This is a genomic window from Actinomadura parmotrematis, from assembly GCF_019458805.1.
Taxonomy (GTDB): domain Bacteria; phylum Actinomycetota; class Actinomycetes; order Streptosporangiales; family Streptosporangiaceae; genus Spirillospora; species Spirillospora parmotrematis.
Window position 1 is genome coordinate 232,489 of sequence record NZ_JAIBOA010000012.1, and the last position, 11,497, is coordinate 243,985.

The following is an 11,497-nucleotide window of genomic DNA, read 5'->3' on the forward strand; positions in this document are numbered from 1 at the left end:
GCGCATGACCGAGCGCGGCACGGAGTTCGACGACCATCCGCCCCGCCTGCCCCCCGGCGCCGCCGTGCGGGCCGACAGCACGGTGACGCTCTGGTGCGACCGCTGCGTGGCCGCCACCGAGCAGCGGGTGGCGCATCTGGAGACGGCCGACCTCGGCGCGCCCCGCTGCGCCGAGTGCGGGCGGTGGCTCGGGTTCGCGTGCACCAAGTGCGGCGCCTCCGGCGAGGAGCGCCGGCAGGCCCGGAGATCGTGAGGAGCCAGACCAGATGGGCGATGTGACCCGCTGCCCCGACTGCAACCAGACCGTCCCGGTGGTCAACGGCAGCATCCAGACGCACAACCGGGTGCTCGGCGGCAAGGGCGTCCAGTGCGCCGCCAGCGGGCGCACCGTATTGAACTGAGACCCCGGTGCCGAACTGAGGCCCCCGGCGTCAGGCCAGGACGAGCGCCAGCAGGACGAGGACGAGCGGGACGCCGAGCGCGGCGAGGGCGGGCACCGACCAGGTGACCGTCCCGGTGGCCGGGCCCTGCTGCCCGGCGGCCTTCGCGGCCCGGTCGGGGGCGCCCGACCGGGCCGGGGCGCGGTGCCGGGCGCGGGCCTCGTCGAGCTGCTCGGCGGCGAACCGGGTCGCCGACCGGCCCTTCAGGTGCGCGGCGGCGGGCCCCTCCTTGGCGGCCTGCTGGTCCTGCTTGCGCTGGGCGCGCGGCGACGTCTGCAGCACCCAGGCGCGGGCGAGCAGCTCGCGGCCGTCCGGCCCGGCGAACCGGACGGTCACCGCGCCGTCGCCCTTGATCTCGCGGATCGACCGCCAGGGCGCCCGCACGTCGCGCAGCGGGTTGCGGACGAGGATCCCCGCGTCGTCGGCGCGGATCCCCGGCCGCAGCCCCACCGCGTAGGCGATCCCGCAGCCGAACAGCAGCAGCGCGCCCAGCACGAACGAGAACCGGTCGTAGCGCGGCTCGCCGGTGATCCCGACCATGAGGTCGAGCAGGTTGAGCACGGCGAACGCCACGAACGCCCAGCCGAGGACGCGGGCGAGGGCGGAGCGGTACGAGAGCATCCTCAGATCATGCCAGGGGCCGCGACCCGTGCCACTTCAGCTGGGCGAACCCCGGCTTGATCACGCCGTTGATCAGTTCCAGCCGCTCGGTGAACCCCAGGAACGCCGACTTCATCGCGTTCACGGTGAACCACTGCAGGTCGTCCCAGCCGTAGCCGAACGCCTCGACGAGGCGGGCCATCTCCTCCGACAGCGAGGTGCCGCTCATCAGCCGGTTGTCGGTGTTGACGGTGACGCGGAAGCCGAGGTCGCGGAGCAGCCCGATCGGGTGCTCGGCGATCGAGGCGGCGGCGCCGGTCTGGAGGTTGGACGTCGGGCACATCTCCAGCGGGATCCGCTTGTCCCGCACGTAGGCGGCGAGCCGCCCGAGCACGGGTGCGTCCCCGGAGGCGTCGATGTCGTCGATGATGCGGACGCCGTGGCCGAGCCGGTCGGCGCCGCACCACTGGATGGCCTGCCAGATCGACGGGAGCCCGAACCCCTCGCCCGCGTGGATGGTGAAGTGCGCGTTCTCGCGCTGCAGGTACTCGAAGGCGTCCAGGTGCCGGGTGGGCGGGTAGCCCGCCTCGGCGCCCGCGATGTCGAACCCGACGACGCCCTGGTCGCGGTACCGGACGGCCAGCTCGGCGATCTCCATCGAGCGGGCCTGGTGCCGCATCGCGGTGACCAGGGCGCCGACCCGGATCCCGTGGTCGCGGCCGCCGCGCGCGAAGCCGTCGAGGACGGCCTCCACGATCTCCTCCAGCGGCAGGCCGTCGCGGGTGTGCAGCTCGGGCGCGTAGCGGACCTCGGCGTACACGACGCCGTCGTTCGCCAGGTCCTCGGCGCACTCGTAGGCGACGCGGGCGAGCGCCTCGGTGTTCTGCAGGACGCCGACGGTGTGCGAGAAGGTCTCCAGGTAGCGCTCCAGCGACCCGGAGTTCGACATCTCGGCGAACCAGGCGCCGAGCTTGGCCGGGTCGCCGGTCGGCAGGTCCCGGTAGCCGCTGCGATCGGCGAGGTCCACGATGGTCGCGGGCCGCAGGCCGCCGTCGAGGTGGTCGTGCAGCAGCACCTTCGGTGCGCGCCGGATGGCGTCGAGAGTGGGGCGTTCGTCCATCTTCCGAATCTACCTGCGCGAACCGTCCGGCGGCCGCTCCATTACCGCCCGGCGGGCGGGGCGGTCCGGGGCGTCCCGGTGGTCTCGACGAGGTCGGCGAAGACGGTGAGGCGCTGCCGGTCGCTGCCCTTCGGATGGCAGGTGATGAGCGTGAGGACGGCCTCGTGCGGGGTGCTGCCCGGCCGGAAGCGCACGGGGGCGAGGACGGACCGGGTCCGCGGCGAGATGATCCGGCGCCCCGTCACCCGGTAGGTGAAGGACGCGTCCTGCTGCCGGACGACGATCCGGTCGCCGCGGCGCAGCGCGCTGATGCGCGCGAACGCGGCGGCGCCCTGGGTGCGGTGCCCGAGGAAGACGGCGTTGCCCGTCTCGCCGGCCTGCGCGGTGCCCGGGTAGTGCCCGACCCCGCGCCACAGGTCGCTCTCCGTCACGCCCTCGCGGACGGGCTCGGACACCGAGAGCCGCGGGAACGTCATGAGCGCGTAGGGTTCGCCGTCGCGGTCCCGCGCGGCCACGGGCAGGACCGGGGCGACGGCGCCGACGGGACGCGCGGCGGCGGGCGCCGCGGGGACGGTCCGCGGCGCCAGGGCGGCGGGCGCGGCGAGCGCGGCGGCCGCCGTGCCGCCGGCCGCCAGCAGGACGAGGCGGCCCCGGCGGCCGCGGAGGACGGATCGGGACGGCTTGCGGTGGGACATGAGACCTCTCTCGGTCGAACGCTCGCTGGTGAACGCCCTGGTCGCGGCGCCCGGGAGATCCCGGGCGCCGGCCGGGGGCACCCGTCGGTGCCCCCGGCCGGGCCGCTCCGTGCGGTGCCGGAAGGCGGACGCCCGCACGGCGGGATCGTGACGCACGGCCCCGGACCGGACCGGGCCTTCCACCGGGCCGGCCGGGACGGCGCGTCACGAGCGTGCGCGGTCCGCCGGAGCGGACCGGATCGTGCTGGAGTGCGGGTCCCGCGCTACGGCAGGACCGGGGTGCCGCCGATGTTCATCGGCAGGCCCTTGATCGGGAGCTGCGGGCGGACGTCGGGCCCGTCGGGGCCGTTGTCCTCGGGCACCGGCACGCCGGCGGAGCGCAGCAGGCCGCGCACCGTCTCGGCGGCCTGCAGGGCCGTGGTGTCCTCGTCGCGGACGGCGGCGAGGCGCTTGGTCGACGGCAGCGCCGGCGCGGACGAGCGGACCTTGGACATGACCTTGCCGACGAGGCGGTCCTTGGCGCCCGACAGCTTGCCGGCGACGGCGCTCCGCTTGGTCGAGGGCAGCGCCTCCTCCGTCACGTTGCTGACGGTCGTGGCGCCGGTGCAGCCCGCCTTGGCGAGGCCGGCGACGCCCGCGGTGTTGCCGCAGACGTTCACCGGGGCGCTGATCGGCACCTGCGCCTGGTTGCCGCCGAGGACGCTGCCCTTGCCCGAGCTGGTCTGCGCGCCCGTGGCGTTCTCGTTGAGGACGTGCGCGCCGCCGGCGCAGTGCGCCTTCGCCACGCCGAGGACCGCGGCGCTGTTGCCGCAGACGTTGACCGGGATGCTGATCGGCACCTGCGCCTGGTTGCCGCCGAGGACGCTGCCCTTGCCCGAGGTCTTCATCTCGGCGCCGCCGCCGCTGTTGGTGACGGTGGCCGAGCCGTGGCAGTGCGCCTTGGAGAGGCCGGCGACCGCGACGGCGTTGCCGCACAGGTTGATCGGGGCCGAGATCGGCGCCTTCAGCTGGTTGCCGCCGAGGACGCTGCCCTTGCCCGAGGTCGTCATCGAGCCGGACTGGTCCACGTTGGTGACGTGGGCGCCGCCGACCGAGTGGGCCTTGGAGGTGCCGAGCACCGAGAGCGCGTTGCCGCTCACGTTGGCCGGGACCGAGACCGGGACGTTGAGCTGGTTGCCGCCGCCGACGCTGCCGGTGCCGTCGGTGACGTCGGCGAGCGCGCCGGCGGACCCGAGGCCGGAGCCGATGACGACGGCGCCGGCGGCCACGAGGGCGGCGCGGCTGATGTGCTTGGCCCAGTTGTTCATGGAGTGCTCCTGTTTCGTTCTCTGTGAGCGTCCCTGCCGTCACGAAACGGTCAGGGGGGCGGCGCGCCCGCGGGGGGCGGCGCCGCGTCCGGTGCAGGTCTGGTGGGTGGCCGGGGGCACGGGGACGCGGACGTCCGGGGTGCCGTGGCCGGGATGAGGGCCCGCCGCCGGTGCGCGCTGCGCGCTGCGAGGCGGGGGCGGCGGCGGCCGGAGGGCCGGCCGCGTCCTAGTCGGGGACGACCAGGAGGGTGATGGCGCGCAGCCGGTCCCGCAGGACCTCCGCGCGGAAACCGGGGCGCCCGGCGGGCGCGGCGGCGGGGTGCCGGACGGGCGGCGCGGTGCCGAGCACCGGGCCGAGGCCGTGGCCGGCGCCCGCACCGGTCAGCGGCAGCACGCCCTCATGGCCGTAGACGCCCGCGGGCCCCTGCGGGGCGCCGCCGGGCAGCGGCGCGCCGCGGTGCTCGACGCGGACGTCGCCGCCCGCGAGGTGCGCGGGCGCGGCCGGGTGGCCCGCCGCCGCGCGGGCGGTCGCGTGGCCGGCGGGGCGGGCGGACGGACCGTCCGCCTCGATCTCGCCGGCGGTGAGGGCGGCGTGCTCGGGCTCGGCGCGGGACGCGCCCGCGGCCGGGGCGGCCCGGCCGGGCCGCGCCGGGGACGGCGCCGCCGCGTCGAGGGACGCCGCGAGGGCGTCCCCGGCCTGCGCGGGCGCGAGCAGGCGGCCGGCGGGGCCGGACCGCGGAGCCGGGATCGACGCGGGGATGCGGGCGGGGATGCGCGCGGGGATCGTGGCGGCGACGCCGCGGTCGACCCGCTCCAGCGCCTTCCCGCCGGTCCCCCGCAGCTCCTCCAGGACGGGCCCGCCGGCGCCGGCGAGCGCGCGGACGGTCCGCTCGGGCCGGGGCAGGGCCCGCCCGGCGCGCACCGTGCGGGCCACCCGGCCCTCCCCGTCCCGCAGGGCGGAGACGACGGGCGCGGCGGGCGCGAGCGCGCCGGGACCGGCGGCCACCTGCCGCCGGAGCCCCGCGCAGAGCGGGCCGGCGCAGCCGGCGTCCGGGGACGCCTCCGGCTCGGCGGCCGACGCGCCGTGCGGCGCCCCCTCGGCGGCCGACGAGGCCGGCGCCGACAGGGCCGAGCCGACCGCCCAGCCCACCAGGGCGAGCGCGGCCACCACGAGGGCGCGGGCGACGAACCCCGGCAGGACGGATCCCGGACGGGCCGGCGCCGGCGACCGGTGACGCCCGGGGAGCGCCAGGGCTCCCCGCGGGGTCGTGTCCGGTCGCATGCGGTCCGCTCCTCGGTCTGTCCTCGCGCGCGGTCGGCCGTCGCGCAAGGGATTCACGTACAGGATTCTCGTACAGGAATGCGGCACGTCGCCGCGGCACCGCGACAATAACACCGCCCATCGGCGACTCCGGGAAAAAATGACTCCCTCCGGCGTGTCCGCCCGCTCCGTTCCACGGAAGGGGCGCCACAGGCGGAGAGAATCCGGCCGGGCCGTTTCCAGGCGGGTTCGGCCGCCTTTCCTGGACGCACCGAGTGTGCGCCACGGAACGTCCGGAACCCCCGGTCATGGCGCTTTCCTGGCCGCTCCATTACCTTTCCATGACGCCCCGGGAACCGCGTCGAGCAGGGGGAGCACCGGAAAGGCGCCGCATTCGCGCGACGCGGCACCGGAAAGAACCACTAAATATGCCAAAGGGGACGGCCGGCCGCCGTTCCGGGAAAGCGATGACCGTCCTCCCGCCAGGAATGCGGAAAATGCGGTTCGGAGCCGTTGCCACGGCGCGGAGACTTGCGGTGCGATCTATCGAGGGCGTGCTGCGAACGACTCCGGGCCCGGTCCGTCGGGCAAGGCCGCGCACGCCGCTCCCTCTTTCGAATGGAGACCTTCATGTTCAAGCGACTGGTCGCGGCGACTCTCATCGGCGGCGCGGGCTTCATGGCCTTCGCGGCGACCCCGGCCATGGCCGACGAGGACCCGTCGAACGTCCAGATCGTCGGCGTCCAGACCTGCCGCGGCATCGACGTCGCCGGCGTCGGCGCCGCCATCCACAACATCCTCGGCATCTCGCACGAGGAAGGCGACTGCATCAACGGGTCCTCGTTCAACCACTGACCCGGGCGGCGCAGCCCGCTGCGCGATGAGGCCGTGGCGTTCGTTCCGCGAACGCCGCGGCCTCCGCCGTTCCCGGGGGCCGGCCGCCCCGCGCGTCAGCCCGCGCAGCCCGCGGCGAGGGGCCGCCCCTCCAGCGCCGCGACGACCAGGTCCTGCATCGCGGCGTCCACCGGCTCCCCGGCGTGCCCGACGCGGCGCCCGGGGCAGAACTCCTGGACGGCGGCGTTGACGGCGCCGGGCAGCGCGGCCTTCTCGCCGAGGCCCTGCTCGCTGTAGAGGTGGTAGGCGCGCGGGCCCGGCGGCACGGCGGGCGCGGCGTTCAGCCGCTTCAGGAACGCCGAGTCCGGCAGCAGGTCGCGGCAGCCGGGCGAGGCGACGGCGCAGAGCAGGCCGAGCACCTCCCCCTGCTCCGGCGTGCCCACGCTGACGGCCGTGCCGACCCGCGACGCCCCGCCGAGGAACTTCAGGTAGTGGCGCTGGGCCAGGCCGCCCATCGAGTGGCCGACGACGTCGACGCGCGCGGCCCCCGTCCGCGCCAGCAGGCCGGCGGCCCTGACCGCCACGGCGTGCGCCGACTCGGCGATCGGCGCCGTGCCGGCCGGATCGCCGAGGAGCTGCATCGTCTCGGCGGGGTGGCCGCGCGCGGTGAGCGCCGCCGCGAGCCCGTCCAGCCGGTCCTGCCGGGCGTCGAAGCCGCCGATGACGAGCACCGGGTCCGCCGCGCGGACGCGCTCGGCGCCGGCCGCGGGCGCGGGCGCGGCGGCGAGCGCGGCGGCGGACGCGGCGAGGGCGAGCCCCGCGGCGGCGCGGAGGGCGGCGGGTGTCCGGAAGGCGCGGGTCATCGTTCCCCTGTCGCGAGGGGCGGCCGGGACGGTGGCGGGCGCCGCGCCCCCCGCCCGGCGCCCACGAAATGATCATGCGCGGTCCGGGCGCCGCCCACTCCCCCGCCCGCCCGGCCGGACCCTTCGCCGCCGCATCCTTTGCCGCGGGCTTGCCCGGCCGGGTTCGCCCGGCCGGGCGCCGGGCGGGTCAGGACCGCACGAGGACGTTCCCCGAGGCCGCGACCCCGGCGGCGCGCGGCCGCGTCGCGGCGATGTGGTCGGCGATCCGGCGCGCGCAGAAACCGGCGCCGTGCACGAAGCGCATGACGGGGCCGAAGCTCGCCGCCGCCGTCAGGCCGCCGAAGTACAGGCCCGGCACCGACGACTGGAAGTGCGCCCCGAGCGCCGGCGACCGGTACGTCCGGCGCACCTGGCCCCGCAGGTCGGCGGACAGCACCGCGATGCGCTCCACGTCCACGGCGAACCCGGTCGCCGCGATGACGCGGTCGCACGCCACCGTGCGCGCGTCGCCGTCCGCGCCGACGGTGTCCAGGACGGCCCGGCCGTCCCGCTCGGCCGCGCCGGTGACCGTCCGGCCGAGCGACACCGCGGTCCGCTCGTCGAAGCGGTCGTGCAGCCACCAGGCGCCGGCCGGGCCCAGGGTGGTGCGGACGACGCGCTGCCGCGCCGCGGCCGGGAGCAGGCGCGTCGCGGCCGGGCGCTCCGCCCAGAGCCAGGTGCGCCAGCCCCGGCCGAGGCCCGAGTGCGGGCCGCGCAGCAGCAGCCCCGCCCACGACGGGTCGGGCTCGGGCGGCGGGTTCCACGACAGCGCCGGCGTCCGGGCCACCAGGTGCGGGTGCGCGCCCGCCTCGGCCAGCAGCACCGCCGTCTCCAGCGCCGACTGCCCCGCCCCGATGACGACGACCTCCTCGCCCGCGAACCCCGACAGGTCGCGGTGGTCGGAGGCGTGCGACAGCATCCCGGCGGGCAGCCCGGCCAGCCCGGCCGGGACGCGCGTGAACGCCCCGACGCCGATCGCCATCACCACCGACCCGGCGCGCACCCGCTCGCCCGTGCCGAGCAGGACACCGAACCCGTCCCCGGCGCGGTCGACGCGCACCACGTCGGTCTCCTCGGGCCGCACGGCGAGCCGGTCCGCGAACCAGCGCCCGTACTCGACGAAGGTGTCGCGCGGGATCGGCCGGCCGATCGTCCAGCCGTCGTGGCGGTCGGTGAAGGCGCGCCCCGGCTCCGGCGAGCCGAGGGCGACGGCGAACGGCTCGGATTTCAGGAACATGCCCGCGGGCATGTTCTCGGCCCAGAACCGCATCGGCGTGCCGATGATGCGGGTCCGCAGGCCGCGCCCGTGGGCGTGGGCCGCGACGGACAGTCCGTAGGGTCCAGCTCCGACGATCAGTACGTCGACGGCCGCGTCGTTCACGGGTGTGCTCTCCGTTTCCTGGTGACGGTCGTGCCCGGAGGCGGGCGGGACGTGCCTCAGCTCGGGCGGCGCAGCGGGCGGGCGGCCCGGCGCGCGGCGCCGCGGGCGGCCCGGCCGAAGCCGTGCGCGCCGACGACGGCGAGGGGGACGCGGTCGTCGCGGGCGTACCAGGCCCGCTCGCCGGCGCCGGCGAGGCTCCGCAGCGCGGCCGGCAGCCCGGTCGGGTGGGCCAGCGCGTGGTGCAGGCACTGGTCCTCCACCACCAGGGTGCGGCCGTAGTCGGGGCGGGCCGGGGGGACGGGGCGGCCGGACAGGTGCAGGTGCTGGGCGCGGACGATGTCGAGCCCCCGGGCGTCGTGGAACAGCCGGAACTGGGCGCCGAGCCGGGGGTTGAAGTCGACCAGGTGGTAGGTGCGGTCGGCGGTCTCGCGGAAGTCCATGTCGACCGCCCCGCTGTAGCCGGCGGCCTTCACGATCGCGCGCGCGAGGTCCTCCAGCTCGGGGTTGGCGACCCACTCGCCGGTGACGGTGTGGCCGGCGTGCACCGGCCGCGCCAGGTGCTTGCGTCCCGCCCCGCCGAACAGGCAGGCGGACGACTCGTCGAAGTAGCCCTGGAAGAACCAGTCGCCGCCGCGGTGGCCCACCAGCTCCTGGAGGATCAACGGGCCTGCGTCGGCTTGGCCGGGCGCGCGGGACGCCGCGTACAGCTCGTGCGCCCGCTCGGCGGTCGCGACGAGCTCGGCGCTGCGGAACCCGGGCGGCAGGTGCCAGGGGCGCGCCCACTTGGCCATCAGCGGCAGCCCGAACCGCCCGGCCGCCGCGTCGACCCCGGCGGGGCCGGCGGGGACGGCGGTGGGCGGGTGCGCGATGCCGAGCTCCGCGCACAGCTCCGCCAGCCGCGCCTTGTCGGCGACCCGCGCCGGCACGTCCGCCGGGACGTCCGGCAGGACGAACCACTCGCGCAGCCGGGCGGCGTGCCGGGCGGCGAACAGCGCGCCCGCGTCGTCGACGGTGACGAGGAGGGCGGGGCGGCCGATGCGGGCGGCGAGGCCGCGCAGGTGGTCGATCACCGGTTCCGCCTCGCCGGGCGGCGGACCCCAGGGCAGCGCCCGGTGCAGGTGGCGGGAGCGGGCGGCGGGGTTCCCGCGCTCCTCCAGCACCGCGTGCACCTCGACGCCCGCGCGGCCGAGCGAGCGGACGGCGCCGAGCGTCCCGTGGTGCAGCGGGTAGCGGTGGGTGCGCAGGATCAGGGCCGGCAGGCCCCGGTCGAGCGCCGGGAACTCCCCGGCCCGCTTTTGCCGCCCCATAGGTCCCTGCCCGATCTTTTCAGGATGCGCATATTCCGCACGAGTAGTGGCGAGGTAAATTTTGCCGCCGCAAAGCCGGTCGCCTGTTCACTCGCGCCGGTCGAGGGCAGACTTTACGCATGGGAGCCCCCGACATCCACTCTGCGCGACGGCGTTTTTCCGACGGCCGCAAAGAATGGCGCGGGTCCGTTCCGGGGGCCCGCCCGCGCACCGCCGTCGCCGGGCTCGCGCTGCTGCTCTGCACCGCGCTCGGCGGGTGCCGGCCGGACGACCCCACCGCGCGGCACGAGCACCCCGTCCCGCTCGGCGCGTTCCTCGGCTCGGACGAGGGCGGCGTCGGGCGCATCCCCGCCTTCCAGCGCTGGCTGGACACGCCCGTCACCGTCGGGCACACCTACCTGCCGGGCGAGTCCTGGAGCGGCATCGAGGGGCCCGACTACATCGTCGAGCCGTGGGCGCGGTGGAAGGCCGAGGACCCGGGGCGCCTGCTGGTCCTCAACGTGCCGATGCTGGAGGCCAACGAGGCCGGCGTCCCCGACCGGACGGTGGCCGCCCTGCTCGGGCGCGGCGCCGAGGGCGCGTTCGACGGGCACTACACGCGGCTGGCGCGGCGCCTCGCCGGCGCCGGCGTCAAGGACATCGTGATCGTCCTCGGCTGGGAGATGAACGGCCTCACCTACACCGGCCGCTGCGGTCCCGCGCCGGACCGGTGGAAGGCCTACTGGCGGCGCATCGTCGCCGCGATGCGCGCGGTGCCCGGCATCCGGTTCAGCTTCGACTTCACCGCCACCCGCGGCCCCGACGCCGTCCCCTGGCCGGAGTGCTACCCCGGCGACGACGTGGTGGACATCGTCGGGCTGGACGCCTACGACCAGCCCTCCGGAAAGCGCTTCGACTATTACCGCGACGAGCCGTACGGGCTGAAGTACCACGCCGAATTCGCGGCCGCGCACCACAAGCCGATGTCCTTTCCCGAATGGGGTTTGTTCGACAATGCGGACAATCCCGACTACATCAAGGGAATGCACGACTGGATCGAGGGGCACGACGTCGTCTACCAGACGATCACCGACTACTGCCCGCACGGGATCTGGCGCTGCACCCGGAACGAGCGGTCGAGCAGCGCCTACCGCTCCCTGTTCGGCGGGCGGGGGTTGCAGACGGCGCCGCCGCCGGTGACGGTCCCGGCCGGCGGCACGACCGCGCCGGCGTCGCCGTCCGCGTCGCCGTCCTCGGCGGCGCCGTCCGGGTCGCCGTCCGAGCCGCCGGCCTCGCTGGCGGTCCCGCCGCCCGTGGCGCGCCCGGAGTCGCCGGCCGCGTCCCCGGACGCGCCGTCGTCGGCGCTGGTCCCGCAGTCGGCGTCCATGCCGCCGCCCGCGTCGCCGTCGGCGCCCGCGTCGGCCTTGGCGTCGCCGCCGGTCCCGCCGCTCGCGGCGAGCCCGGACGCGTCGGCCGCCACGCTGGAGCCGTCACCGCCCGCGTCCCCGCCGGCGGCCCCGGACGCGACCCCGTCCGCCTCGCCGTCACCGTCGCCGTCCGCCGCGCCGTCCGCGCCCGCGTCGCCGGCCGCGCCGCCGGCGCAGTCCGCGCCGCCGGCGCAGCTCGTGCCGCCGCCCGCGCCGGCGTCCCCGCCCGTCGCGCCCGCGCCTC

At 76.8% G+C, this 11,497-nt stretch carries 12 protein-coding genes; 4 read left to right on the forward strand and 8 right to left on the reverse strand.

The annotated features are described in order from the left end of the window. Positions 1 to 4 precede the first annotated feature (4 nt). Together K1Y72_RS20270 and K1Y72_RS36425 are read left to right on the forward strand one after the other, a co-directional pair. Positions 5 to 253 (forward strand): hypothetical protein, encoded by a 249-nt coding sequence (locus K1Y72_RS20270; RefSeq protein WP_220167955.1) that lies wholly within the window; start codon positions 5 to 7, stop codon positions 251 to 253. Positions 254 to 266: 13 nt separating this feature from the next. Further along, positions 267 to 401, forward strand: a complete 135-nt coding sequence (locus tag K1Y72_RS36425) for a hypothetical protein (protein ID WP_258572940.1) — start codon at positions 267 to 269, stop codon at positions 399 to 401. 30 nt (positions 402 to 431) lie between these two features. Here the strand turns inward: K1Y72_RS36425 and K1Y72_RS20275 are convergent, their stop codons facing one another. From K1Y72_RS20275 to K1Y72_RS20295, 5 genes are all read right to left on the reverse strand, one after another. Then, the gene (locus tag K1Y72_RS20275) at positions 432 to 1,061 is read right to left on the reverse strand and encodes a PH domain-containing protein (protein ID WP_220167956.1); all 630 of its coding nucleotides are present in this window, start codon (positions 1,059 to 1,061) and stop codon (positions 432 to 434) included. Between the two features lie 7 nt (positions 1,062 to 1,068). Then, the gene (locus K1Y72_RS20280; protein WP_220167957.1) at positions 1,069 to 2,160 is read right to left on the reverse strand and encodes an adenosine deaminase; all 1,092 of its coding nucleotides are present in this window, start codon (positions 2,158 to 2,160) and stop codon (positions 1,069 to 1,071) included. A gap of 41 nt (positions 2,161 to 2,201) precedes the next feature. After that, positions 2,202 to 2,855, reverse strand: a complete 654-nt coding sequence (locus K1Y72_RS20285; protein WP_220167958.1) for a class E sortase — start codon at positions 2,853 to 2,855, stop codon at positions 2,202 to 2,204. A 263-nt stretch (positions 2,856 to 3,118) separates the two neighbouring features. Continuing rightward, on the reverse strand, positions 3,119 to 4,162 hold the full coding sequence (locus K1Y72_RS20290) for a chaplin (protein ID WP_220167959.1): 1,044 nt from the start codon (positions 4,160 to 4,162) through the stop codon (positions 3,119 to 3,121). Positions 4,163 to 4,388: 226 nt separating this feature from the next. Beyond that, positions 4,389 to 5,444, reverse strand: coding sequence for a hypothetical protein (locus K1Y72_RS20295; RefSeq protein WP_220167960.1), 1,056 nt, complete (start codon positions 5,442 to 5,444; stop codon positions 4,389 to 4,391). A 609-nt stretch (positions 5,445 to 6,053) separates the two neighbouring features. Here K1Y72_RS20295 and K1Y72_RS20300 point away from each other — a divergent pair. Continuing rightward, on the forward strand, positions 6,054 to 6,278 hold the full coding sequence (locus tag K1Y72_RS20300; RefSeq protein WP_220167961.1) for a hypothetical protein: 225 nt from the start codon (positions 6,054 to 6,056) through the stop codon (positions 6,276 to 6,278). Positions 6,279 to 6,373: 95 nt separating this feature from the next. Here the strand turns inward: K1Y72_RS20300 and K1Y72_RS20305 are convergent, their stop codons facing one another. The 3 genes from K1Y72_RS20305 to K1Y72_RS20315 form a co-directional block, all read right to left on the reverse strand. Beyond that, positions 6,374 to 7,120, reverse strand: a complete 747-nt coding sequence (locus tag K1Y72_RS20305; RefSeq protein WP_220167962.1) for an esterase/lipase family protein — start codon at positions 7,118 to 7,120, stop codon at positions 6,374 to 6,376. A gap of 187 nt (positions 7,121 to 7,307) precedes the next feature. Beyond that, positions 7,308 to 8,540 (reverse strand): NAD(P)-binding domain-containing protein, encoded by a 1,233-nt coding sequence (locus tag K1Y72_RS37245; RefSeq protein WP_220167963.1) that lies wholly within the window; start codon positions 8,538 to 8,540, stop codon positions 7,308 to 7,310. Between the two features lie 56 nt (positions 8,541 to 8,596). Then, positions 8,597 to 9,847 (reverse strand): carboxylate--amine ligase, encoded by a 1,251-nt coding sequence (locus K1Y72_RS20315; RefSeq protein ID WP_220167964.1) that lies wholly within the window; start codon positions 9,845 to 9,847, stop codon positions 8,597 to 8,599. A gap of 119 nt (positions 9,848 to 9,966) precedes the next feature. Here K1Y72_RS20315 and K1Y72_RS20320 point away from each other — a divergent pair. Further along, positions 9,967 to 11,497: glycoside hydrolase family 26 protein (locus K1Y72_RS20320; RefSeq protein WP_220167965.1), on the forward strand; the 1,531-nt coding region annotated here is incomplete at its 3' end.

What these genes read in the sequence shown, in the direction of transcription:
- K1Y72_RS20270 (WP_220167955.1), top strand. Translation starts at nt 5, where the DNA reads ATGACCGAGCGCGGCACGGAGTTCGACGACCATCCGCCCCGCCTGCCC.
- K1Y72_RS36425 (WP_258572940.1), top strand. Translation starts at nt 267, where the DNA reads ATGGGCGATGTGACCCGCTGCCCCGACTGCAACCAGACCGTCCCGGTG.
- K1Y72_RS20275 (WP_220167956.1), bottom strand. Translation starts at nt 1,061, where the DNA reads ATGCTCTCGTACCGCTCCGCCCTCGCCCGCGTCCTCGGCTGGGCGTTC.
- K1Y72_RS20280 (WP_220167957.1), bottom strand. Translation starts at nt 2,160, where the DNA reads ATGGACGAACGCCCCACTCTCGACGCCATCCGGCGCGCACCGAAGGTG.
- K1Y72_RS20285 (WP_220167958.1), bottom strand. Translation starts at nt 2,855, where the DNA reads ATGTCCCACCGCAAGCCGTCCCGATCCGTCCTCCGCGGCCGCCGGGGC.
- K1Y72_RS20290 (WP_220167959.1), bottom strand. Translation starts at nt 4,162, where the DNA reads ATGAACAACTGGGCCAAGCACATCAGCCGCGCCGCCCTCGTGGCCGCC.
- K1Y72_RS20295 (WP_220167960.1), bottom strand. Translation starts at nt 5,444, where the DNA reads ATGCGACCGGACACGACCCCGCGGGGAGCCCTGGCGCTCCCCGGGCGT.
- K1Y72_RS20300 (WP_220167961.1), top strand. Translation starts at nt 6,054, where the DNA reads ATGTTCAAGCGACTGGTCGCGGCGACTCTCATCGGCGGCGCGGGCTTC.
- K1Y72_RS20305 (WP_220167962.1), bottom strand. Translation starts at nt 7,120, where the DNA reads ATGACCCGCGCCTTCCGGACACCCGCCGCCCTCCGCGCCGCCGCGGGG.
- K1Y72_RS20315 (WP_220167964.1), bottom strand. Translation starts at nt 9,847, where the DNA reads ATGGGGCGGCAAAAGCGGGCCGGGGAGTTCCCGGCGCTCGACCGGGGC.